General features: G+C 62.9%; 21 protein-coding genes. 11 read left to right on the top strand and 10 right to left on the bottom strand.

All coding sequences use genetic code 11. The features are described 5' to 3' along the window. The first annotated feature begins 1 nt into the window (after position 1). The 3 genes from AB1286_RS01180 to AB1286_RS01170 are packed head-to-tail and all read left to right on the top strand — an operon-like array spanning position 2 to position 3,612. Positions 2-772, top strand: coding sequence for a gamma-glutamyl-gamma-aminobutyrate hydrolase family protein (locus tag AB1286_RS01180; protein ID WP_430361540.1), 771 nt, complete (start codon positions 2-4; stop codon positions 770-772). A gap of 57 nt (positions 773-829) precedes the next feature. Further along, positions 830-2,164: a glutamine synthetase family protein gene (locus AB1286_RS01175; protein ID WP_430361539.1), complete on the top strand. Its 1,335-nt coding sequence runs from the start codon at positions 830-832 to the stop codon at positions 2,162-2,164. Positions 2,165-2,196: 32 nt separating this feature from the next. Further along, on the top strand, positions 2,197-3,612 hold the full coding sequence (locus AB1286_RS01170; RefSeq protein WP_430361538.1) for an aspartate aminotransferase family protein: 1,416 nt from the start codon (positions 2,197-2,199) through the stop codon (positions 3,610-3,612). A 22-nt stretch (positions 3,613-3,634) separates the two neighbouring features. Here the strand turns inward: AB1286_RS01170 and AB1286_RS01165 are convergent, their stop codons facing one another. The 5 genes from AB1286_RS01165 to AB1286_RS01145 form a co-directional block, all read right to left on the bottom strand. After that, positions 3,635-4,978: a nicotinate phosphoribosyltransferase gene (locus tag AB1286_RS01165; protein ID WP_430361537.1), complete on the bottom strand. Its 1,344-nt coding sequence runs from the start codon at positions 4,976-4,978 to the stop codon at positions 3,635-3,637. After that, positions 4,975-6,720, bottom strand: coding sequence for a DNA polymerase/3'-5' exonuclease PolX (gene polX / locus AB1286_RS01160; protein WP_430361536.1), 1,746 nt, complete (start codon positions 6,718-6,720; stop codon positions 4,975-4,977). The genes AB1286_RS01165 and polX overlap by 4 nt, the downstream gene beginning before the upstream one ends. Before the next feature lie 93 nt (positions 6,721-6,813). Then, positions 6,814-7,308 (bottom strand): BCAM0308 family protein, encoded by a 495-nt coding sequence (locus AB1286_RS01155; RefSeq protein WP_430361535.1) that lies wholly within the window; start codon positions 7,306-7,308, stop codon positions 6,814-6,816. A 158-nt stretch (positions 7,309-7,466) separates the two neighbouring features. Continuing rightward, complete coding sequence (locus AB1286_RS01150; protein WP_430361534.1) at positions 7,467-7,916, bottom strand: CBS domain-containing protein; 450 nt, start codon at positions 7,914-7,916, stop codon at positions 7,467-7,469. Between the two features lie 12 nt (positions 7,917-7,928). Continuing rightward, positions 7,929-8,399 (bottom strand): hypothetical protein, encoded by a 471-nt coding sequence (locus AB1286_RS01145; RefSeq protein ID WP_430361533.1) that lies wholly within the window; start codon positions 8,397-8,399, stop codon positions 7,929-7,931. A gap of 250 nt (positions 8,400-8,649) precedes the next feature. On the opposite strand from AB1286_RS01145, the gene groL reads away from it, so the two are divergent. Both groL and AB1286_RS01135 read left to right on the top strand, forming a co-directional pair. Further along, the gene (gene groL, locus AB1286_RS01140; protein WP_430361532.1) at positions 8,650-10,290 is read left to right on the top strand and encodes a chaperonin GroEL; all 1,641 of its coding nucleotides are present in this window, start codon (positions 8,650-8,652) and stop codon (positions 10,288-10,290) included. Between the two features lie 26 nt (positions 10,291-10,316). Beyond that, a complete protein-coding gene (locus AB1286_RS01135; protein WP_430361531.1) occupies positions 10,317-11,987 on the top strand; it encodes an AAA family ATPase in 1,671 nt (556 codons plus the stop codon). Positions 11,988-11,994: 7 nt separating this feature from the next. On the opposite strand, the gene AB1286_RS01130 is transcribed toward AB1286_RS01135, so the two are convergent. After that, on the bottom strand, positions 11,995-13,191 hold the full coding sequence (locus AB1286_RS01130) for an NnrS family protein (protein WP_430364950.1): 1,197 nt from the start codon (positions 13,189-13,191) through the stop codon (positions 11,995-11,997). 234 nt (positions 13,192-13,425) lie between these two features. Between AB1286_RS01130 and AB1286_RS01125 the strand changes: the two genes are divergently transcribed. Next, the gene (locus tag AB1286_RS01125; RefSeq protein ID WP_430361530.1) at positions 13,426-13,623 is read left to right on the top strand and encodes a hypothetical protein; all 198 of its coding nucleotides are present in this window, start codon (positions 13,426-13,428) and stop codon (positions 13,621-13,623) included. Between the two features lie 169 nt (positions 13,624-13,792). Further along, the gene (gene hpnD / locus AB1286_RS01120) at positions 13,793-14,653 is read left to right on the top strand and encodes a presqualene diphosphate synthase HpnD (RefSeq protein ID WP_430361529.1); all 861 of its coding nucleotides are present in this window, start codon (positions 13,793-13,795) and stop codon (positions 14,651-14,653) included. Positions 14,654-14,772: 119 nt separating this feature from the next. Here the strand turns inward: hpnD and AB1286_RS01115 are convergent, their stop codons facing one another. Then, positions 14,773-15,117: a hypothetical protein gene (locus tag AB1286_RS01115; protein WP_430361528.1), complete on the bottom strand. Its 345-nt coding sequence runs from the start codon at positions 15,115-15,117 to the stop codon at positions 14,773-14,775. Positions 15,118-15,354: 237 nt separating this feature from the next. On the opposite strand from AB1286_RS01115, the gene ompR reads away from it, so the two are divergent. The 4 genes from ompR to AB1286_RS01095 all read left to right on the top strand — a co-directional run bounded on the left by ompR (position 15,355) and on the right by AB1286_RS01095 (position 18,850). Continuing rightward, positions 15,355-16,089, top strand: coding sequence for a two-component system response regulator OmpR (gene ompR / locus AB1286_RS01110; protein ID WP_408646954.1), 735 nt, complete (start codon positions 15,355-15,357; stop codon positions 16,087-16,089). A 38-nt stretch (positions 16,090-16,127) separates the two neighbouring features. Beyond that, entirely contained in the window at positions 16,128-17,477 is a 1,350-nt protein-coding gene (locus AB1286_RS01105; RefSeq protein ID WP_430361527.1) for an ATP-binding protein, read from the top strand. 217 nt (positions 17,478-17,694) lie between these two features. Continuing rightward, the gene (locus AB1286_RS01100) at positions 17,695-18,243 is read left to right on the top strand and encodes a peroxiredoxin (protein WP_430361526.1); all 549 of its coding nucleotides are present in this window, start codon (positions 17,695-17,697) and stop codon (positions 18,241-18,243) included. A 79-nt stretch (positions 18,244-18,322) separates the two neighbouring features. Then, positions 18,323-18,850 carry a carboxymuconolactone decarboxylase family protein gene (locus AB1286_RS01095; protein ID WP_430361525.1) on the top strand — a complete coding sequence of 176 codons (528 nt, stop codon included), beginning with the start codon at positions 18,323-18,325 and terminating at the stop codon, positions 18,848-18,850. Positions 18,851-18,952: 102 nt separating this feature from the next. Here the strand turns inward: AB1286_RS01095 and AB1286_RS01090 are convergent, their stop codons facing one another. The 3 genes from AB1286_RS01090 to ispD all read right to left on the bottom strand — a co-directional run bounded on the left by AB1286_RS01090 (position 18,953) and on the right by ispD (position 21,661). Further along, complete coding sequence (locus AB1286_RS01090; protein ID WP_430361524.1) at positions 18,953-19,378, bottom strand: hypothetical protein; 426 nt, start codon at positions 19,376-19,378, stop codon at positions 18,953-18,955. Between the two features lie 984 nt (positions 19,379-20,362). Further along, on the bottom strand, positions 20,363-20,854 hold the full coding sequence (ispF, locus tag AB1286_RS01085) for a 2-C-methyl-D-erythritol 2,4-cyclodiphosphate synthase (protein WP_430361523.1): 492 nt from the start codon (positions 20,852-20,854) through the stop codon (positions 20,363-20,365). A 96-nt stretch (positions 20,855-20,950) separates the two neighbouring features. Next, positions 20,951-21,661, bottom strand: coding sequence for a 2-C-methyl-D-erythritol 4-phosphate cytidylyltransferase (gene ispD / locus AB1286_RS01080; protein ID WP_430361522.1), 711 nt, complete (start codon positions 21,659-21,661; stop codon positions 20,951-20,953). Positions 21,662-21,800: the final 139 nt, after the last annotated feature.

Raw genomic sequence — 21,800 nt, 5'->3', positions numbered from 1 at the left:
TATGCTAAGCAAACCGCTCATCGGCGTGACCGCCGACACCTCTGAAATCGGCATGCATCTCACGCATGTCGTCGGCGACAAGTACCTCACGGCGGTTGTCGAAGGCGCCGATGCGCTCGCACTCGCCGTTCCCGCGCTCGGCGAACGGCAGTCCGCTTCGGCGCTCCTTCATGCGCTCGACGGTCTGCTGTTCACGGGCAGCCACTCTAACGTCGAACCGCGTCATTACGGCGGACCTGCCAGCGCGCCGGGCACGCTACACGACCCGGCGCGCGACGCCACGGCGCTACCGCTCCTTGTTGCCGCCGTCGAGCTTGGCGTCCCTGTACTCGCGATCTGCCGCGGCTTTCAAGAAATGAACGTCGCTTTCGGCGGCACGCTTCATCAAAACGTGCACGCGATCGATGGCCACGACGACCATCGCGAAAATCTGACGGACCCGCTCGACGTTCAATACGGCCCTGCGCACAGCGTGCGCCTTTGCGAAGACGGGCTATTGCATTCGCTCGCCGGCGCGAGCGCCGAGGTACGGGTGAACTCGCTGCATGCGCAAGGCGTCGACGCGCTCGCGCCGGCACTGGTTGCCGAGGCCGTCGCGCCCGACGGTTTGATCGAAGCCGCGCGCGTGGCCGGCGCGAGCGCGTTCGCCCTCGGCGTGCAGTGGCACCCGGAGTGGCGCTATGCGAGCGATCCGCTTTCAAGCGCGATCTTCCGCGCGTTCGGCGCGGCGTGCCTAGCGAGACACACCGCGCGTGCGAGCGCGCGCGGTTAGGCGGATGGCGTTCGAACGCTCATCGCCCCTATCCATAACAACGAAGCGAGGACTCTCATGTACGAGATCGACGAATTTCTCAAGAAGCACCATATCACCGAGATCGAGGCGATCATCCCCGATATGGCCGGCATCGCACGCGGCAAGATCATTCCGCGCAGCAAATTCGAATCGGGCGAATCGATGCGCCTGCCGCAAGCGGTCATGATTCAAACGGTGACGGGCGAATATCCCGATGACGGGGGGTTGACCGGAGTCACGGATCCCGACATGGTCTGCGTGCCCGACGCCTCGACGATCCGGCTCATCCCCTGGGCCGTCGATCCCACGGCGCAGGTGATTCACGATTGCGTCCATTTCGACGGATCGCCCGTCGAGATCTCGCCGCGCCGCGTCTTGCGCCGTGTGCTCGATCTATACAAAGCGAAGGGCTGGAAGCCCGTCATCGCCCCGGAACTCGAGTTCTACCTCGTGGAGATGAACAAGGATCCCGACTTGCCGCTGCGCCCGCCGGTGGGCCGCACGGGGCGTGCGGAGACGGGACGTCAGGCCTATTCGATCGAAGCGGTCAACGAGTTCGATCCGCTGTTCGAGGACATCTACGAGTATTGCGAGATCCAAGAACTCGAAGTCGATACGCTGATCCACGAAGTGGGCGCGGCGCAAATGGAAATCAATTTCCTACATGGCGACCCGCTCAACCTGGCGGACCGCGTATTCCTCTTCAAGCGCACCGTGCGGGAGGCCGCCCTGCGCCATCATATGTACGCGACGTTCATGGCCAAGCCGATGGAAGGCGAGCCCGGCTCCGCCATGCACGTGCACCAAAGCGTCGTGGACATGGAAACAGGCCGGAACCTGTTCACGGGACGCGACGGCGCACCGACCGAGATGTTCTATCAGTACATCGCGGGTCTACAGAAATATACGCCGGCACTGATGCCGATCTTCGCGCCGTACATTAATTCCTATCGGCGTCTGTCGCGTTTCATGGCCGCGCCGATCAACGTGCAGTGGGGATACGACAACCGTACGGTGGGGTTCCGCGTACCGCATGCCTCGCCCGATGCGCGACGGATAGAGAACCGCATCCCGGGCGTGGACTGCAATCCGTATCTCGCCATCGCGGGCACGCTGGCCGCGGGCTATCTCGGCCTCACGCAGCGGCTCACGCCCACCGAACCGCTCGCCAACGACGGCTACCGAATGCCCTATCAATTGCCGCGCAATCTCGAGGAAGGCCTCACGCTGATGGCGGCGTCCGAGCCGCTCGCTTCGATCCTCGGCGACGCATTCGTCAAGTCGTACCTTGCGCTGAAGGAAACCGAATACGACGCGTTTTTCCGAGTGATCAGCTCTTGGGAACGCAGGCACCTATTGCTGCACGTTTAAACGCTTCAGCCACTCGTTTCCCTGGAGGCTATATGAATCACGATTTCGATCCGTTCACCGCCACGGTCCAAGAACGCACGCATTCGCCCAGCACCGCCGACTACCGCGCGCTCGATGCCGCGCATCACCTGCATCCGTTTTCCGACATGGGCGCGCTCAATCGCGCCGGCAGCCGCGTGATCGTCAAGGCCGAGGGCGTCTATCTATGGGACTCCGACGGCAATCGCATCATCGACGGCATGGCCGGGCTCTGGTGCGTCAACGTCGGATACGGCCGCCACGAACTGGCGCAGGCCGCCTACCGCCAACTGTGCGAACTGCCCTTTTACAATACGTTCTTCAAGACGACGCATCCGCCCGTCATCGCATTGTCGGCGCTGCTCTCCGAGCTCACACCTGCGCCGTTCAAGCACTTCTTCTACTGCAACAGCGGATCCGAAGCCAACGATACGGCGCTGCGCGTCGTCTATCAATATTGGGCGGCCCAGGGCAAACCGTCGAAAAAATACGTGATCTCGCGCAAAAACGGCTATCACGGCTCGACGATCGCCGGGGCGACGCTCGGCGGCATGGATTACATGCACGAGCAAATGCCCTCGAAGGTCGAGCACGTCGTTCATATCGATCAACCCTACTTTTTCGCCGAAGCCCCCGAGCGGATGTCGCCCGAGCAATTCGGGCTCGAGCGCGCCCGGCAGCTTGAATCCAAGATTATCGAGTTGGGACCGGAGAACGTTGCCGCTTTCATCGGCGAGCCGTTTCAAGGCGCGGGCGGCGTCATCTTTCCGCCGTCAACCTATTGGCCCGAGATCGAACGCATTTGCCGCCGCTACGACGTGCTGCTGATCGCCGACGAAGTCATCGGCGGCTTCGGCCGCACGGGGGAATGGTTCGCGCATCAGCATTTCGGGTTCGAACCCGATCTGCTCACGCTCGCGAAGGGACTGACGAGCGGCTACGTGCCGATGGGCGCCGTCGCGCTGCACGAACGTATCGCGAAGCCCATCGTCGAAAACGGCGACTTCAACCACGGGTACACGTACTCGGGCCACCCCGTCGCGGCGGCGGTCGCCGTCGCTAACCTGACGCTGCTGCGCGACGAAGGCATCGTCGATCGCGTCAAAAACGATACCGGCCCTTACTTCCAATCGAGCTTGCGCGAGGCGTTCGGCGATCATCCGCATATCGGTGAAGTGGCCGGCGCCGGCCTCGTCGCAGGCATCCAGTTCGCGCAGTCGCGCAACGACCGAAAACGCTTCGGCGACGGCGGCGAAATCGCCCTAGCCTGCCGCGATCGCTGCTTCAAAAGCAATCTCGTCATGCGCGCCTCGGGCGACCGCATGCTTCTGTCTCCGCCGCTCGTCGTCTCGCACGCCGAAATCGACGAGATCGTCGAAAAAGCGAAACATGCCGTCGATACCGCGTTGCGCGAATTGGGCGTCGTGTAACGCGCGACGAGAGCGACACCGGCTAGCCGGGCCGCCCCTCGTCGAGCCGCCGCGCCAGTTCGCGCAGGCCGTCGGAGATCGCGACAGGGTATGGCTCGTCGACGTCCAACGAGCGCTGCGCGCCGGGCAGCGCCCGTAGTTGCCGACGGGCATGTTCGCGTGCGCACGAAAGCGTGACCGGCTGCTCGCAGCGCACCCCGCCTCGCATGACGGGTTCGAGCAGCGGCTCGCCGTCGCGGCGCTCGCGCGCCAGCGTGATCCAGTCGCCCGCCATGACGCCGTTGGGTCCCCAGAGCCGATAGACGGCCTTGCGGGCGGGCCACGTCGCCTTGCCCTCCGAACGCTTGCGGCGCGGCTCGCCCGCATATTCCACGAGCTTGTATGCACAATCGAGATACGGTGCATCGGCCGAGGTGTTCATGCGCGTGCCCACGCCGAACCCGTCGATGGGGGCCTGCTCGGCAATCAGTTGACGCAGGCGGTAATCGTCGAGATTGCCGCTCGCGAAGATCGTCACGCCGGTCAGCCCGCCGTCGTCGAGAATTCGACGCACCCGCCGGGCATGCTCGCCGAGATCGCCGCTATCGAGGCGCACGCCTTGAATGACGATACCGTCGCGGGCGAGCAACGGCGCCAGCGCGACGACCTTACGCGCAGCCGCTTCGGTATCGTAGGTATCGAGCAAGAGCGTCGCATTGGCCGGTTGCGAACGTGCGAAGGCTTCGAAGGCGAGCGCCTCGTCCGCATACGCCTGGACATACGAATGCGCCATCGTCCCGTAGATCGGAATATCGAACGTGAGCCCCGCAGCAACCGTCGCGGTGCCGCCGAAGCCGGCGAGATACGATGCGCGCGCGGAGAGCAATGCAGCTTCCGCCCCATGTGCGCGGCGCAAACCGAAATCGACGAGCAACTTGTCGGGTGCCGCGAGCACGCAGCGTGCGGCCTTGCTTGCGACGACCGTTTCGAAGTGGGCCAGGTTCATCACGCGGCTCTCGATCAGTTGCGCTTCGCGCATCGGCGCCGTGATCCGCAGGATCGGCTCATCGGGGAAAAACACCGTGCCCTCGCGCATCGCATCGACGTCGCCCGTAAAGCGCAGGTGCTCGAGCGAGCGAAGAAACGGCACGGGAAATCGCCCCGTCTTGGAGAGCGCCGACAATTCCTCGGGGGCGAACCGAAGCTGTTCCAAATACTCGATCACCTGCTCGAGGCCGGCCGCCATGAGGAAATTGCGGTGCATCGGCAAAGCACGCACGAACAATTCGAACGATGCCGTTTCGTTCACGCCGGCATCGAAGTACGCTTGCAGCATCGTCAATTCGTAAAGGTCGGTCAGCAGCACCGTGCCTGGCGGCAGCTTCATGAAGTCCTCTCCAATCGCGACGCCGACGCCCGCAACAATGGCCGCAGTGCGTCGAGCCCTCGCGTGTTCAGCACGTCTTTCGTTTCGAGCCAGCCGCGGCGGGCCTGATCGACGCCATAGCGAAGATCGTCGAAACCTGCGCTGTCGTGCGCATCGGAATCGATTGCAACCAGCACGCCCTCGGCTTTGGCCATGCGGCAATAGGTGTCGGTCAAGTCGAGGCGATTGGGTTGCGCGTCAAGCTCTAGATGGCAGCCCAATGCGCGCGCCCGCCGCATCACGCGGACGAGATCGATGTCGCATGGCTCCCGCTCGCCGATCAACCGGCCCGTCGGGTGCGCAAGGATCGACATCGACGGATGTTCCAGCGCGCGAAGGACGCGCTCCGTCTGCCGCGCGCGCGGCAAGTCGAAACCGGTGTGAACGGCGCCGACTACGATATCCAGCCGCTCGAGTATGGCGTCGGGCAGACCGAGCCGGCCGTCCTCGAGAATGTCGACTTCGATGCCCTTGAGTAGCACGACGCCGTGCAGCGTTCGATTCAGCGCGTCGATTTCATCGATTTGCCGGCCGAGGTGCGCCGCGTCCAAGCCGCGCGTGCCGTCCGCCCCACTCGAATGATCCGTGACCGCCAAATACTGCAACCCGCGCTCGCGTGCGGCGAGCGCCATCTCGAGCAAGGACGCGCGTCCGTCGCTGGCACGCGTGTGCGCGTGCAAATCGCCGACAAGGTCCGCACGCTCGATCAAGCACGGCAATGTGTGTGCGTGGGCCGCTTCGATCTCGCCGTGGCGCTCGCGCAACTCAGGCGGCACCCAATCGAGACCGATCGCGGCATAGACCGATTCCTCGGTGCGTCCCGCGATACGATCCTCGCCGCGAAAAACGCCGTATTCGTTGATCTTGAGCCGCAGTCCCTGGGCGATCCGACGCATGGCGATGTTGTGTGCCTTCGAACCGGTGAAATAGACGAGCGCCGCCCCGAAACTTTCCGGCTCGACGACGCGCAAATCCACTTGCATCCCGCTTGCGAGCACGACGCTCGATCGCGTATCGCCTCGCGCGAGCACCTGGCGGACCTCGCCGTAGCGCACGAAATGCTCGATCACTGCCCGGCCGTCGCGCGCGGTCGCGAGGATGTCGAGATCGCCGACGGTTTCGCAACGACGTCTGAAACTGCCGGCGACGACGGCCTGCTCGACGCCCTTACCTGTGCGCAGATGCGCCAGCAACGGCAGAGCGTCGCGCTCGGCGAACGCGAGCGCAAATCGCCGCGACTTATGCGCATGCGCTTCCAAGCGCTCGAGGATATGCGCCTGCGTCTTCTCGCCGAAGCCGGGGACCGTGCGAATCAATCCTTGTTCGGCGGCCTCGCGCAATTGCTCGATCGTTTGCACATGCAGGGCGTCGTACAGCGCGCGTACCCGCTTCGGCCCGAGCCCCTGCACTTGCAGCAATTCGGTGATGGCCGCCGGCATTTCCGCGCGTAGGCGCGTGAGCAACTCGCATGTGCCGGTCGCGGCGATCTCGCGTAGTTTGGCCGCGAGGTCGTCGCCGATTCCCGCGATGCGTTTCACATCTTCGTTTTGCTCGATCATCGCGGGCACGCTCTTGCCGAATTCGCCGACCGAGCGCGCGGCATTCCGATAGGCCCGCACGCGGAAAGGGTTCGCACCTTGGATTTCGAGCAAATCGGCGATCTGCTCGAACACCGATGCCATCTCGGCGTTATGCAGGGGCATGATGACTCACCTGGCGCCAGGCTTTCAGCGCGGTGGCGCACATTGACCGGCACCGCGCTTGCGATCGTACGCGAAGCGTACCGTTGCGAAAAATCAGCGTCGCCAATGGACCCGCGCGAGATCCTGATCGCGGCTGTATTTGATCTCGAGCGTGCCCTGAAAAGCCGACTTCAACGCCTCGCCTAGATCGCGCGTGTAATGCAGGTCCGTCGTCTCGACAACGGTCGCACCATTGCTCGCCTCGATCGACATAATGCGTTTCATCGGATGTTGCGCACGTGTCTTCGCTTCGTCGCGTCGCAACAAGTCGATGATTTCAACCTGATGCTGGGCGGCGAACTCGCCGTCGATCGTCAGATAGCCCGCCGGCAAGCGGTCCGCCGTGCGGCGGCACGCGATGCATGCTGCCTCTTGGGCGTCGGCCGGGCGCGCAAGCCATTGCCAACGCCCGCCCGTATACACGACGCCGCAACTCGGACACACCGACGGTTCGTGTAACTTGCCGCGCAGCCGATAGGGATCGTGCCCGAGCCCAGGAAAGACTTCTGCGTGCTCGCCCGTTTTGAAGGGCCTCGTGTGATCGCTCATAAGAATGCTCCTGGTCGTGACTTGCGCGCGTTGCGCCGATATCGGGGGGAGAGGAACGTAAACGTCGCCCGGCATGGTCAGCCTATGACGCGCACCGCCGGCCGGATTGACTTGCGTCAACGAAGGCCCAGCCGATATCCGCGGCATCTATGGCGTGCCTAGCTTCGGCCCTTTTGCTCGAACAGCGTCTGACGCATGCTGACGTGCCGCAAATCGTCGAGCAAGGTCGTGATCGCGTCGAGCAGATCGTCCGCGCTCGCGACGCCGACGAGTTCTCCGAGTGCATTCGTGACCGGCACGCGCCGCACGCCGTGCAGCCGCATTCGGCGCAGCACATGTTCGATGCCTTCGGATTCGAGTGCGACGACGAGCGGCGCGGACATCAATTCGGAAACGAACACGCTCGCCGGGTCGACTTCGTTCGCGATGACAGCAAGCACGAGGTCCCGGTCGGTTAGGATGCCGCACAGCACGTGCTTGCCTTCACGTTCGTCGCGCACGAATACATCGCCGACATGGCACGTGCGAAGCAATTTCGCGACGTCGAGCGCCGTATCGGTAGTCCGGCACGTCACGACTTCCCGCGTACAGATCGCGCCGATATTCATGGCCCGCCACCGCTAATGACGTGAGGCGTCGCGCGCGCCTTTGCGTCCGCGCTTCGCGCCGTCGGCGGCTCGCAACCCGCGGCGCGGGCGGCGCTGTACATCGAGACTGACATAAAGACCGCCTCCCGCGAGTTCGGCGACCGCGCTCGAAAGCTCGCTCTCGACCGTGCTGTCCCAGAGGTAGCCGCTTGCGCCGGCTTCGAACGCATGCGCGGCGAAAGCTCTTTCCGCATGCGCGCTGACGACGAGGATCCGCACGGTGGGCGCCGCCTCGCGCAATCGTCTGATCACATCGAAGGTATCGCTCGCCGATGCCGCCAGATAAATCGCGAGCACGGGGGCGCCTCGCTCGAGCGCATACGTTGCGGCCTGCGCCGCAAGCGGTGCTTGCCCCGCCAACTCGATGCCCGCAGTGGATTCGAGCAAGGCGCGCAAATTCGCCAATGCCGGGCTTTGCGTTCCAGCCAGGACGACTTTGATCATCAACCGGTCCTCGACATATCGAGGCCTCGCTGTTCGATTTTAGTTCGTCTAAGGGCATGCGGAATGTGCGTTCGCCCCTGCGCTGCGTCGAGAAAGTATTCGCAATTCGGCGAATTGCGGCCGGGTATGGCTTTTGACGAAAATCAACGGCTCACTGCCCATCGCTTACTAAGCTGCCGCTATCGAACACCGCCGAGGCGGCGCAAATGCGCTTGCCCGGCAACTGCATACGCAGCTTGGGGAGATCGCCATGACCGCGAAGGTGCTGATCTATCATCAGGACGCTCGTCATCTACTGGTGCGCGGCGTCAACGCGCTAGCCGAAGCCGTGAAAGTCACGCTCGGCCCGGGCGGGCGCAACGTCATCGTCGAACGCCCGGATGCGGCCCCGCTCGTGGCGAACTCGGGCGTGATCGTCGCCAACCACATCGATCTCACCGATCCGTTCGAGGAAATGGGCGCGTGCCTGCTGCGCGAGGTCGCGACCAAGACGAGCGAGGTTGCCGGCGACGGCACGACCACGGCTACGACGCTGGCCCAGGCGATCATCGTCGAAGGCATGAAATGCGTCGCCGCGGGGCACGATCCGATGGAATTGAAGCGCGCGATCGAAGCGGCCGGAAAACGCGTGTTGGCGGAGTTGCAACAGCTTGCCAAACCCTGTGCGAGCATCGAAGAGATGCGGCAGATCGCGACTATATCGGCAAGCGGCGATGCGAGCATCGGCGAGCTCGTCGCCCGCGCGGTCGAACGCGTCGGCAACGACGGCGCGATCAGCATCGAGGACGGATCCAAACTCGAGGACGAGCTCGAGCTAGTCGACGGCTCGCTCGTCGAACGCGGCTACATCTCGCCGCTTTTCGTCGAAGCGTCGGGCCGCGAGCTCGTCCTCGACGAACCGCGCGTCTTGCTTGCCGATATGAGCGTGACCTCGGTCGCGCATTTGCTCCCCGTGCTGGAGGCCGTCAGTGCAAGCACGAAACCGCTCGTGATCTTCGCCAACGAGATCGAGGGCGAGGCGCTCGCGACCCTCGTCGTCAATCATCTGCGCGGCACGCTGAAGTCGTGCGCTATTCGTTCGCCCGGCTTCGGCGAACAGCGCACGGAGCAGCTTGCCGATCTCGCCGCGCTGACGGGCGCGACCGTCATCTCGCCGCAGTTGGGCCGCACGATCGAACGCGCGACGCTCGACGATTTGGGCACCGCGCGCCGTATCGAAATCGCGCGCGATACCACGACGATCATCGCCGGCGGCGGCGATCGCGCCCGTATCGATGCGCGTATCGCACTCATCAAGGACCGGATCGCGAACGCGAAGAACGACTACGAGCGCGATACGTTGACAAAGCGGCTCGCCAAACTCGCCGGCGGCGTGGCCGTGATCAAGGTCGGCGCGGCCACCGAGGCGGCGCTGCGCGAGCGCCGCAACCGCTTCGACGATGCGCTCCATGCCACGCGCGCGGCGGTCGCGGAAGGCATCGTCGCGGGCGGCGGCGTCGCGCTCGTGCGGGCGCGGCGCGTGCTCATGAACGGTAACGGCGCCGCGGATATCGAGCGCATCGGGGCATCCATCGTCAGTCACGCGCTGACTTGGCCGCTGCGGCAGATCGCGCAGAATGCGGGCGCGGATGGGCAAGCCGTCGTCCACGCCGTCGCCGAGGCCGCCGGCACCTACGGCTATGACGCCAAGGCCGCCCGGTACGGCGATATGATCGCGTTCGGTATCGTCGATCCGCTGAAGGTCACGCGCTCGGCGCTGCAAAATGCCATTTCGGTCGCATCGTTGATGTTGACCACGGATTGTATGGTCGCCGCGCCCGTTGCGATGAACGGCAGGTTGCGGCCGGCGCTGGGCGGCGGCTACGGCGACGGTAGCGGCGCATACGAGTAAGGCACGGAATCGGGCACGATCTATCGATGCGCTCAGCACACGCTCCACGCCTGCGCGATCGCGCACGCAACGTGCGATTGACGGCGACCGAGCTTGCCCGTCTCGAGCGGGCCCTACGGGCGCCCGGCGCTTATGCCCATCGCACGGGCCGTTTGCGACGAATGGAAACGCATATATCGATCATTTACCTCGCCGGGCCTTTCGCTTATAAGCGCTGCAAGCGCGTCGATCTGGGCTTCGTCGACTTCACGCGGCTCGATACGCGCTATCGCGCTTGCGTCGATTCCGTACGCTTAAACCGGCGGCTCGCGCGCCCGCTCTACGCCGGCGTGGTGAAACTGACGGGCACGCCGGGCACCTGCCGCTTCGCCGACGGGCATCCGATCGTCGATTATGCGGTCAAGATGCGGCGCTTTCGCCAAAGCGACCTTCTCAGCAGCCGCGCCGCACGCGGCGTCCTACGGCAAGCCGAAATCGAACGAACCGCCGAGCGCATCGCTGCCTTCCATCGCCGCGCGAATGCGCGCTCACCGGATCGGCGCTTCGGATCGGCCGAGCAAATTCAAGGGCAAATCGAGGATGTTCTTCTCGGCCTTCAACGCGAGGCGCCAGGCTGCTTGCCGCAGACCGTCGCCCAGTCGCAACGGCGACTCGCCGAAACGCTTAGCGAGCACTTCGAGCGCCGCCGCGCTCGGGGATTCGTCCGCGAATGCCACGGAGATCTCCATCTCGAGAATATCGTTCGTCGCGGCAATGACGTTGCGCTCTTCGATTGCGTCGAATTTTCTCCGGCGCTGCGTTGGATCGACGTCACCGCCGACTTGGCCTTCCTCGTGATGGACTTGCTCGCGCATGGCCGGGGCGATCTGGCCACGCGGCTCGTCAACCGGTGGCTGTTTGCCACGGGCGACTACGACGGCCTGCGCGCGCTCAAGTGCTATGTCATCTATCGCGCGCTCGTGAGGGCGCTGGTGTCGATCTTGAAAGCGCCTGGCCATCCCGGGGCACGGACGGTCCCGGCTTCAGCCGTGCGCTACTTGGCGCTCGCCGAACGCTTGAGCGCGGCGCGCCCCGTTTCCCTTGTGCTCTGCCATGGGTTCTCCGGCTCGGGCAAATCGGTTGTCGCGCACGAACTGGCCCCTTTCGTAGGCGCCATCGTCGTCAGCAGCGACGTCGAACGCAAACGCAGCGCGACGCCGTTTGCCGCCCCTTCTCGCGAGCCGATGCCGGCCACCGCGTATTCGAGCGCCGCGGTCGACGCGAACTATGGACGTCTCGCCGCCCTCGCCGACACGCTGCTAGCGGCCGGCCTTCCCGTCATCGTCGACGCGAGCTTTTTAAAGCACGCTCACCGATTGCAATTTATCGAGCTGGCCGGGCGGCACGCGGCGCCTGTGGCGATCGTCGATGTCGTTGCGCCGCTTGCGCTGCTCATCGAGCGACTGCGCGAGCGCGCGAAAGTGCGCGACGAACCGTCGGATGCCGACGAAGCCGTACTGCATCGGCAAACGATCGAGGCTGAGCCGATGGATCTGTCGGAATTGTCGATCTGCATCGCGATCGACGCGGCAAGCCCGCGTGAAAGGATGCAACGAGTCGATTTTTGGCAACCGGTGCTGACTCGCTTGGGAACACTAGGCTGGCTCGCCGGCGCGGACGGCGCACCGGCGAGCATGCGTTCTAAACCGAATCGTTAAATCCGATTCAACCCGGTTTGCCGTCGATTCGCGGCGAACCGAGGTAAGGAACGTAGCGAACCAGATAAATCACGAGCGACGCGCACCATAAGCCGCCGGCGACGTCGATCCATACGGCGGATGCATCCGCAAATGCCATGGGCCCGAACACACGGGCCAGCGCCGCGGCGATCATCAGCCAGTAGGCGGCCACTTCGACGGGACCTGCGACGAGCTTGCGCCCGGTGTGTCCCAGCGCCGTTCGCGTGATCATGGCGACGATTGCGCCGCCGATCGCGCCGACCGTCAGCGCATGCATGGCCAACGAATGCGACACGGATCCCGCCGCGCTCAATGCGAGCAGCGCAAATCCGATCGGGATCCATAGACATGCGACATGCAAGATCCACAAAATCGGCCGAGCCCCCACGCGCCATGAACGCCATCCGAAAATTCGGGCCGCATGCAAGAACGCGGTTGCGAGCGCGCACGCCGCCACGAGTACGGCGGGCGCACCGAGCGCATCGACGAGCATCGTAACGAGCGGCGCGACCGCCGAGCCGTTGTCGACGAACTTCCAGCGCTTGAGCGTGAACCCTGCGATCGCATTGGTCGTAAACATCGGCACCACGCGGCCCGTGATGACCGAAACGAACATGATGATGACGCCCGTGGTCGCGTAGGCGACACGCAAGGCGAGATCGAGGCGCCCGTCCCAAGCGTACCAATGGAATAACGCGTTCAGCAGCCCGTATAACCCGAGTGCCGCCGCCAAGAACATATTGCGCTTATTTTTCGCTGCAATCAGAACGCGCAGCAAGACGATGGCCGAGACCGGCAAAAACGCGACGTCGACGATCGCCGCCGCCGGTTCGGGCCCTGTCCAAACGAGCACGCGTCCCGCCGCCCAGAGCAGCCATAACGCGCCGAGCGACGCGCCCGTGGGCGTGGGAAGCGACGTCCAAGCCCGCACCGCCGTCAACAAAAAACCGACAACGATTGCGCCGACGAATCCGAACAACATTTCGTGCACATGCCAGGCGACGCCCGATAGCGCGCCCCGCCCCGCGGCAGCGGCGCCATGCAGCGCGGCAAGCCATAGCGCGACGGCCACCAAGCCGAACAGTGCACCGCCCAGGTAGAAGGGACGGAAGCCGAGCCGCAACAACGGCAGCCCCGAGGCTTGCTTCGATTCGCCGCGCCCGAGCGGCTCGCTGATCTTCATCATGCTGTTTCCCCTCGGCGGCTTGGCCGCCTCAGGCTTCGATGTTGGGCGCGCCGTGCGCGCCGGCTTCGCGATTCCGATCGACATCGGATAGGTCACGACTTGATATGAATATCGTCAGCATAGCGCGCCGCGGCGCCCCATTCGGCACCTGCGACAATTCGCGCGGTGCCATCCGCCGGACACGTTCTATCTTGATAGCACATGCCATTGGATCCGCCACGGAGGAAAAACATGCTCAGTCCGCACGAATTCGCCGCGCTGCTGCTCGTGGGCGAGCCGCGGGCCTTGGACGACCTCGATCGAGACGATCTCGCCTCGCTCGTCGAGAGCCAACTCGTTGCATTGGAGGAAATGACCTCGGGTCACCGTTTGCGTTTGACCGAACGTGGCAACTCGGTGGTCAAGGCCGTCACGCGACGCCCGCATTAAGGTCGACAGGGAACGACGGGCGGCCGGGCCGAAGCCACGTTCGGTCGAGGCAGCGAAACTGAGGTAGTATCCGCACCGAAGCGCATCGCCGCGATGGCGCCTTGGACGCGCGCGGCGCGTAGCCTGCTTGCCGATAAACCGATTTCGCCGATCTTCCCGTTTGCTCGCCGTGTCACAGCCCCCGATTTCAGCCCCCCAGAATTTCGACGAATACTGCGCGCAAAAGGCTGCCCCTGCCGGTTCGAGCGCGTATTACGCGCTGCGGCAAGCGCCCGCGGCGCGGCAACCATTTCTGACCGCACTCTTTGCATTGCGCCGCGAACTCGAAGAGACGGTCAAAGACACGAGCGATCCGACGGTCGGACGCACCAAGCTCGCTTGGTGGCAGAAGGAGGCGGCTGCGCTGAGCGCAGGGCAACCGTCGCATCCGGTCTCGCACGCGCTCGTCAAACATTGCGCGGACATCGAAGCCGAAGCGCCGATGTTGCGCACGCTCGTGGCCGGCTTCGAAATGGATTTGGACCAAGCGCGGTATTTGGACTTCCCGAATCTCGCTCGCTACATCGAACGCGTCGGCGGCTCGTTTGCCGCGGCAGTGGCGCGCGCGACCGCGCGCGAAACTCAGCGCGTCGACGAATGGGCCCCGGCGCTCGGCAATGCGCTCATGCTCGCGCAGTTCGTTCAAGAACTCGGCAACGATGCGCGCCATGGCCGCATCTATCTGCCGATCGACGAGTTGCAACGCTTCGGCGTAACCGCGGCCGAGATCGTCAATCGCAGATACAGCCCGGCGTTCTCGGAGCTCATGCGTTTTCAAACCAATCGCGCGCGCGAAGCGCTGCATACCGCGCTCGGCGGCATTCCGGCCCCCGAGCGGGCGACGCAGCGGACGTTGAAGGCACAAGCGGCGATGGCGCTGGCGCTGCTCGAGGAGATCGAGCGCGACGACTTCCAAGTACTGCATCAACGCATTGCGTTGACGCCGATACGTAAGCTTTGGATTGCCTGGCGAGCGGCACGCAAACGTTGATAGCGTAGCCGGTTCGCGATGAGCGCCATATCGGACGAACGAACCGGCGCCGACCATCGTGCGCCGCGAGCGCGGCAAACGTTTTCGTCCCCACGCTACGCTTGAGTCTCGAATGTCAGTTAGCGCTTATAGAGCTCGCGCACCGCGTCTTCGATATGCTGACGCAACAGGCGGCGCTCTTCGACCGTCATGTGACCGTCGCGCTGATGCTCGCCGAATTCGGCGGGGGACGAGGCCGTACGGACGATGGGTGCGGGCGGCGGCGCACTGGCCGGCGTGGAATGAGAGGCGGCCTCGGACGGCAAGTAACGATGATGGAACGAACGGGACGGCTCGGCGCGACGCACGTGCAGCGGCGGCTGCGCCTGCACGTCGGCGGCAACGACCAGACTCGCGACAGCGCCCGCGATGGCAACCGCGATGATCCGCGCTCGCATGCGCGGCACCGCGTATCCCACCGTCATCTTGTTCCCTTCGTCATGCGGCAACCGGCTACCTCGAATTACGTGTACTGATGCTCGATCCATCATCGAGCGCGAGAGAAGAGGTGTTAATGGGATGAAGTATCCACCGAACAGCCGCTATCAGTGAAGAAGTTTATGTGCGGACCGTTTACGACGCGCATCAACACGGGTAAATTTTGTAACTGTCTGTAACCCGATAAATCGCACTTTCGCGTCCCCCTTTGCAATCGCGCTAAGATGCCGCCCATGGAAACGAAAAACCCCTCGAAGATTCTGGTCGTCGACGACGACCCCCGCTTGCGTGATCTGCTGCGCCGCTACCTCGGCGAGCAAGGCTTCAACGTCTATGTCGCGGAAAACGCGCCGGCGATGAACAAGCTTTGGGTGCGCGAGCGGTTCGACTTGCTGGTGCTCGATCTCATGTTGCCCGGAGAGGATGGGCTGTCGATCTGCCGCCGCCTGCGCGGCAGCAACGATCGCACGCCCATCATCATGCTGACGGCGAAAGGCGAAGACGTCGATCGTATCGTCGGCCTGGAAATGGGCGCGGACGACTACCTGCCGAAGCCCTTCAATCCGCGCGAGCTCGTCGCGCGCATTCACGCCGTCTTGCGGCGCCAGTCGCCGTCGGAGCTCCCGGGCGCCCCGTCGGAGACGGCCGAAGTGTTCGAGTTCGGCGACTTCGCGCTGAACCTCGCCACGCGCACGCTGACGAAGGCCGGCCAGGAGATCCCGCTCACCACCGGCGAATTCTCGGTGCTCAAAGTCTTCGCCCGCCATCCGCGCCAACCGTTGTCGCGCGAGAAGCTGATGGAGCTCGCGCGCGGCCGCGAATACGAAGTGTTCGATCGCAGCCTCGACGTGCAGATCTCGCGTTTGCGCAAGTTGATCGAGGTCGATCCCAGCAGCCCGCGCTTCATTCAAACGGTCTGGGGCCTCGGCTACGTGTTCATTCCCGACGGCTCCGCGTGACGTACGCCGTATCGCTTCGCACGCCACGATAGGTCCTCATGCGCATTAACCGGCGATTTCTCGCCCACGCATTCGGGGGCCTGTTTTGGCGCACCTTTTTGTTGATCGCGCTGCTCATCGCGGTCAGCCTTGCCGCGTGGTTTCAAAGCTTTCGCGTAATCGAACGCGAGCCGCGCGCGCAGCGCGTGGCCTTGCAGCTCGTCGCGGTCGTGAAGCTCACGCGCACCGCACTGCTCTACTCCGATCCCGATCTGCGCCGGGCGTTGCTCCAAGACTTGGAAAGCAACGAGGGCGTGCGCGTTTATCCGCGCGAGAGCACGGATAAATTCACGCTGCAACCGGACGAATCGCTGAACCGCCTTATCGAACACGATATCCGCGGCCGGCTCGGCGACGATACCGTCATCGCGCAATCGGTCAACGACATCCCGGGCGTATGGATCAGCTTCAAGATCGACGACGACGATTACTGGGTGGCCCTCGATCGCGATCAGCTCGATAACGTCACGGGCCTGCAATGGGCCGGCTGGGGCATTTTCGCGCTTGCGCTCTCGCTATTCGGCGCGGCGTTCATCACGAGCCTCGTGAATCGTCCGTTCGCGCGCCTCGCGGCCGCCGCGCGGCGAGTCGGCTTGGGGCAAGCGCCCGAACCGTTGCCCGAGCAAGGCCTCGGCGTCGCGGCCGAGACCAATCGCAGCTTCAATCAAATGGTGCGCGACCTCGAGCAACTCGAGGCCGACCGCGCGCTCATGCTTGCCGGCATTTCGCACGACTTGCGCACGCCGCTCGCACGGCTGCGGCTCGAGACGGAAATGAGCCCGTCCGATCAAGCGACGAAAGACGCCATGATCGACGACATCGAACAGATGGATTCGATTATCGGGCGCTTCCTCGACTACGCCCGTCCGCCGCAGCACTTCTCGCGGCCGGTCGATCTTTCCATCGTGGCGGGCGACATGGCCGCGCGCCTGGCCAGCGAAGACGGCGTGCAGCTCACGGTCCGTCTCGCCGAGTCGGCCGTCATCGAGGCCGACGAAACCGACTTGCGCCGTGTGGTCGGCAACTTGCTTGAGAACGCGAGGAAATACGGCATCAGCGAAACGGACGGCATCCCGCATATCATGGTCGAAACCCGGGTCTCCCACTCGCGCGCGGAGCTTTCCGTGCTCGACGAGGGCCCCGGTATTCCCGAAGACCAAATCGGCCTCGTCACCCGTCCGTTTTACCGCGTCAATTCGGCGCGTACGCAGGCCAACGGAACGGGCCTCGGCATGGCTATCGTCCAGCGCCTCGTGAGCCGCCATCGCGGGCAGCTCAAGCTGCGCAATCGTACCCCGGGCCCCGGGCTCGAAGTCACGATTGACTTTCCGCTGGCCAAGAGCAGCTAGGCCGTCCTCCCCCGAATCGTTTGGGGGCGACCGGCCCCAGAACAATCCGAGTCCGCACCGCGGGAACGGATTGCCCGAATGGTTAGTTATTTTCTATGTCGACGAAAATACGATAGCCAAATATTTTTAGGAGTTGCGGCGTAACGAATTCGTTACAGCGAGCAGGTAGTTTTGAACAACGTCTCACCCTTCTTCAACCAGACCTAGGAGTCACCGCATGAAAACCGTGGGCGATAAACTCGAAGCGTTCACCGTCACGGCCGCCAAGCCGGGCTTCAACCATCACGAAGAAAACGGTCAGTCGGCGTTTGAAGAGATCACCGAGCAATCCTTCCCGGACAAGTGGAAGATCATCTATTTCTATCCGAAAGATTTCACGTTCGTTTGCCCAACCGAAATCGTCGAATTCGCCAAGCTTCAAAAGGATTTCGAAGAGCGCGACGCCGTGCTGCTCGGCGGCAGCGTCGATAACGAGTTCGTGAAGCTCGCGTGGCGCCGCGAGCACAAGGATCTCGACAAGCTGAACCATTACGCGTTCGGCGACGTCAAGGGCGAGCTCATCGATCAACTCGGCGTACGTGACAAGGAAGCGGGTGTGGCGCTGCGCGCGACGTTCATCGTGGACCCGGACAATACGATCCAACACGTCTCCGTCAACAACCTCAACGTAGGCCGCAACACCCAAGAGATCCTGCGCATCCTGGACGGTTTGCAGACGGACGAGTTGTGCCCTTGCAACCGCGCGGTCGGCGGCTCGACGCTGTAATCGCAACCCCGCCTCGAAGCCCGCCATGGTTTGACCGAGCCGGCGGGCTTTTTTATCGGTACGTCCATAGGAGAAAACGATGGATTTCGTGAATTCGATTAAGGCATGTATCCCCGATTACGCGAAAGATATTCGCTTGAACCTGGACGGCACGATCGCGCGCTCCTCGCTCGAAGGGAACGATGCGGTCGGCGTCGCGTTGGCGGCGGCTTTCGCGGCGAAGTGCCGGACCATCGTCGAGGCCATTCGCCACGGCGGCGTGCTGACACCCGAGGAATTGAACGGCGCCCAAACGGCGGCGGCGCTGATGGGTATGAACAACGTCTGGTATCCGTTCGTCGAGATGGCCGACGACGCCGACTTGAAAACGCAGCGTGCTGAACTGCGCATGGGCGCCTATGCGTCGCACGGCGGCATCGATAAGCGTCGCTTCGAGATGTATGCCCTCGCGGCATCGATCGTCGGCAAGTGCCACTTCTGTGTAAAGTCGCACTTTGCGTTGCTCAAGAATGAGCAAGGGATGTCAGTGCAGCAACTGCGCGATGTGGGTCGAATCGCGGCGGTCGTGAATGCCGCGGCGCAAGTTATAGCGGCGGAAGGCAAGTGATCCCTTGACTAAGCGAGCAGGATGGCGCGAACGATCAATGGCGAGCCTTGGGGCTCGCCCGTTTAAATCGCCACTTAAACTACAATACGGCATCAGAAGAAGTTAGCTACCAACAAGATAGGTAAATACCCAACCATTGTAAGGGTCAAAAGGGGACTCCCCGAAAACCGGCTTTATCGGCTTATCGCGGGTGACATTAAGCAGCATTTCTAGCTCGCCTTGATAAACTTGGATCGGGTAACCGGTTGCCGCACCACCCCAGTCGGCGCCAAGGAAGTGGCTGAATAGAAAATCATCGGTGCTCACGAGAGCGAGGTCATCCTGCGATTGGATGTCCAGAGTACCGGTGGCGCTGCCTATCCACCCATATTGGCCAAGAATCGGCGATTGGAACGCATAGTCAATGACATCTTGAGCCGTAGCGTTAAGCGACCAGGGATACGGATTATCGAACAAAACGATAGTGTCGTTCATTTCCCACAAGTAGAGGCCAGAGCTGACATGTTGGATTGAAACCTCGACAGACATAAGAGTTCCTTTAAGTTTTCACCGGGGTGGGTTCGTGAAAAACTTTCGGCCCCGCGCAGTCAGCATAGCCCCCCAGCCCTCGGCGTCAATAACAAGAAACGCATGACATCGCCGTCCAACCCAAATAGATTGGGCTTTAAACACTTACGATGAAATCACTGCTAGTTGGGGAGGGGCGCGAGGCGTTCCGCCCGGCACGACTGGCACGACTGGCACGGAGGCATGGCAGCCCCATCGGCGGAATTTTTATTCACTGGCTGCTCGTTGCCCTGTTGATCAACCAACGAGCGCAAATATCCAATGACTGTCACCGCTCGAATCGTCGTATCCGAAAATCGGCATATCTCCATTGACATTAAGCTTCATGCCCCCTTGGGCGACTTGAATTGGACAATCTTTCGCTGGATTGCCGACACTTAAGTTAGGGGCGCGACTGAATATAAAATCACGGAGATCTGCATCCCTTATAATCGGGTTAGGTTGCTTCAACGAACCGCTCTAACCCCCAATAAATCGACCCATGTCATCTATCGTCGAGTTAAATGTATAGTTCTCGACCTCCTCCTGGGTAGCACGAATATTCCAAAAAAATCATTCAGAGCTCAAACAAATTCTCGACTCAATATCGCCGACCATATATTTTTTGCTCCTTGCGTGCAAAATCGTAATAGCAATATCCATCGAATATTCTTCGCATTTTCAAATGAGTGGCGAATCGACTAAGTAGCAAAGTCAGCATAGCCCGCGACTCTTGAAATCAAGATCGGGATGCACGAAACGCTGCGATCACTATCAAATAGTGCCGCCTCGGGCGCGCGCAATACAAACGCAACGGGGCCGAGTTGCGCATGGCCACCTACGCATCGCACGGCGGCGTGGACAAGCCGCCGCTTCGAAATGGTTATTCTCGAATAGAACCGCTAACGCCCACGCGGTCTCGTGCCAGGCTCGCTCGGCGCGGCCACGAGCGCTCGAGCATTGATATCAGACCGCTCGGTCCGGCCGATCTAACAGCACGATCGCTTGCGCCTCGATCCCTTCCCCTCGACCCAAATAGCCCAACTTTTCATTCGTCTTCGCTTTGACGTTCACGCTTGCAAGCGGCAGCGCCAAATCCTCGGCGATATTCGCCCGCATCGCCTCGATATGAGGCGCGAGCTTCGGCGCTTGTGCAATCACAGTGCTGTCGACGTTCACGATCGTAAAGCCCGCTTGCTTCAACCGCGCGGCGCACTCGCGCAGGAGCACGCGGCTGTTGGCCCCGGCGAAGCGCGCGTCCGTATCGGGAAAATGGCGGCCGATATCGCCCAGCCCCGCCGCGCCGAAAAGTGCGTCCGTCACGGCGTGCAACAGCACGTCTGCGTCGGAGTGACCGAGCAGGCCCCGCTCGTAAGGCACCGTTACGCCGCCGATGATGAGCGGGCGGCCCGCGACGAGTGCGTGGACGTCATAGCCTTGTCCGATTCTGAAATTCATTTGCAAGTCTCGCTGCTGTCGCGGCCGGCTGGCCGCGGTTGAGTAATAAGGGATGACGAGGGCCGCTGCGGCCCCACCATGAGCGGATCAAACGGATCAGCGGCGTGAATCGTGCGTCAAGATCGCCTCGGCGAGCGCGAAGTCTTCCGGATACGTAACCTTGAAATTGCGCAAACTGCCTTGGACGAGACGCGGTGCATGGCCCAGCCACTCGATGGCGCTCGCCTCGTCGGTGAGGTCGTGCCCGTCGCGCTCGGCCCGTGCGATCGCCTCGCGTAACATACCGATGCGAAACATCTGGGGCGTTTGTGCTTGCCATAGGCCGTTGCGTGCTTCGGTGCGCGCGATCCTGTCGCCGCTTGCCGCATCGACGCGCTTGAGCGTATCGGCAACGGGCAGCGCCATGATGCCGCCCACGGCGTCGTCCGCCAAAGCCGAGATCAGCGAACGGATTAGCTCGGGCGTAATACCGGGGCGCGCCGCATCGTGCACGAGCACCCAGTCGTCGTCGCCGGCGCCCATCTCGCCGAGCGCATCGAGCCCGTTTCGCACCGACGCTTGCCGCGACGCACCGCCGCAACGGCGCACGTCGAAACGCAGCGGCGCGAAACGCCCAGCGTCGAAATGGGTGTCGTCGGGCGAAATCACGACGAGCGTTTGCGCCAGTTCCGGGCAGGCGTCGAAGGCGGCCAGCGTGAAGTGCAGCAGCTCGCGCCCTGCCACGGAGCGGTATTGCTTGGGCATCGGCGCGCCGGAACGGCTGCCGGTGCCGGCGCAGGGAATCAGTGCGAAAAAGCGGGAAGTCACGAGGTCGGAGTCGGGCCTTGCTGGGCCGCCAGTCAAAAATGGACGACGGATTTTATAATAGGCGCTTTGTTCCGGGCATCTCGTTTGCGATCGATGCGAGGCCCGGCGCTCGAAACCCCGCCGCCGCGGGCTTTCGCCA

This window comes from Trinickia sp. NRRL B-1857, assembly GCF_050470685.1.
Classification (GTDB): Bacteria; Pseudomonadota; Gammaproteobacteria; order Burkholderiales; family Burkholderiaceae; genus Trinickia.
The sequence above is the reverse complement of the archived record's forward strand: the minus strand, read 5'-3'. Positions and strand labels throughout refer to the sequence as shown.

What these genes read in the sequence shown, in the direction of transcription:
- AB1286_RS01135 (WP_430361531.1), top strand. Translation starts at nt 10,317, where the DNA reads ATGCGCTCAGCACACGCTCCACGCCTGCGCGATCGCGCACGCAACGTG.
- AB1286_RS01175 (WP_430361539.1), top strand. Translation starts at nt 830, where the DNA reads ATGTACGAGATCGACGAATTTCTCAAGAAGCACCATATCACCGAGATC.
- AB1286_RS01105 (WP_430361527.1), top strand. Translation starts at nt 16,128, where the DNA reads ATGCGCATTAACCGGCGATTTCTCGCCCACGCATTCGGGGGCCTGTTT.
- polX (WP_430361536.1), bottom strand. Translation starts at nt 6,720, where the DNA reads ATGCCCCTGCATAACGCCGAGATGGCATCGGTGTTCGAGCAGATCGCC.
- AB1286_RS01155 (WP_430361535.1), bottom strand. Translation starts at nt 7,308, where the DNA reads ATGAGCGATCACACGAGGCCCTTCAAAACGGGCGAGCACGCAGAAGTC.
- AB1286_RS01145 (WP_430361533.1), bottom strand. Translation starts at nt 8,399, where the DNA reads ATGATCAAAGTCGTCCTGGCTGGAACGCAAAGCCCGGCATTGGCGAAT.
- ompR (WP_408646954.1), top strand. Translation starts at nt 15,355, where the DNA reads ATGCCGCCCATGGAAACGAAAAACCCCTCGAAGATTCTGGTCGTCGAC.
- AB1286_RS01180 (WP_430361540.1), top strand. Translation starts at nt 2, where the DNA reads ATGCTAAGCAAACCGCTCATCGGCGTGACCGCCGACACCTCTGAAATC.
- AB1286_RS01165 (WP_430361537.1), bottom strand. Translation starts at nt 4,978, where the DNA reads ATGAAGCTGCCGCCAGGCACGGTGCTGCTGACCGACCTTTACGAATTG.
- ispF (WP_430361523.1), bottom strand. Translation starts at nt 20,854, where the DNA reads ATGAATTTCAGAATCGGACAAGGCTATGACGTCCACGCACTCGTCGCG.
- AB1286_RS01100 (WP_430361526.1), top strand. Translation starts at nt 17,695, where the DNA reads ATGAAAACCGTGGGCGATAAACTCGAAGCGTTCACCGTCACGGCCGCC.
- groL (WP_430361532.1), top strand. Translation starts at nt 8,650, where the DNA reads ATGACCGCGAAGGTGCTGATCTATCATCAGGACGCTCGTCATCTACTG.
- AB1286_RS01170 (WP_430361538.1), top strand. Translation starts at nt 2,197, where the DNA reads ATGAATCACGATTTCGATCCGTTCACCGCCACGGTCCAAGAACGCACG.
- AB1286_RS01130 (WP_430364950.1), bottom strand. Translation starts at nt 13,191, where the DNA reads ATGAAGATCAGCGAGCCGCTCGGGCGCGGCGAATCGAAGCAAGCCTCG.
- AB1286_RS01125 (WP_430361530.1), top strand. Translation starts at nt 13,426, where the DNA reads ATGCTCAGTCCGCACGAATTCGCCGCGCTGCTGCTCGTGGGCGAGCCG.
- AB1286_RS01090 (WP_430361524.1), bottom strand. Translation starts at nt 19,378, where the DNA reads ATGTCTGTCGAGGTTTCAATCCAACATGTCAGCTCTGGCCTCTACTTG.
- AB1286_RS01150 (WP_430361534.1), bottom strand. Translation starts at nt 7,916, where the DNA reads ATGAATATCGGCGCGATCTGTACGCGGGAAGTCGTGACGTGCCGGACT.
- AB1286_RS01095 (WP_430361525.1), top strand. Translation starts at nt 18,323, where the DNA reads ATGGATTTCGTGAATTCGATTAAGGCATGTATCCCCGATTACGCGAAA.
- AB1286_RS01115 (WP_430361528.1), bottom strand. Translation starts at nt 15,117, where the DNA reads ATGACGGTGGGATACGCGGTGCCGCGCATGCGAGCGCGGATCATCGCG.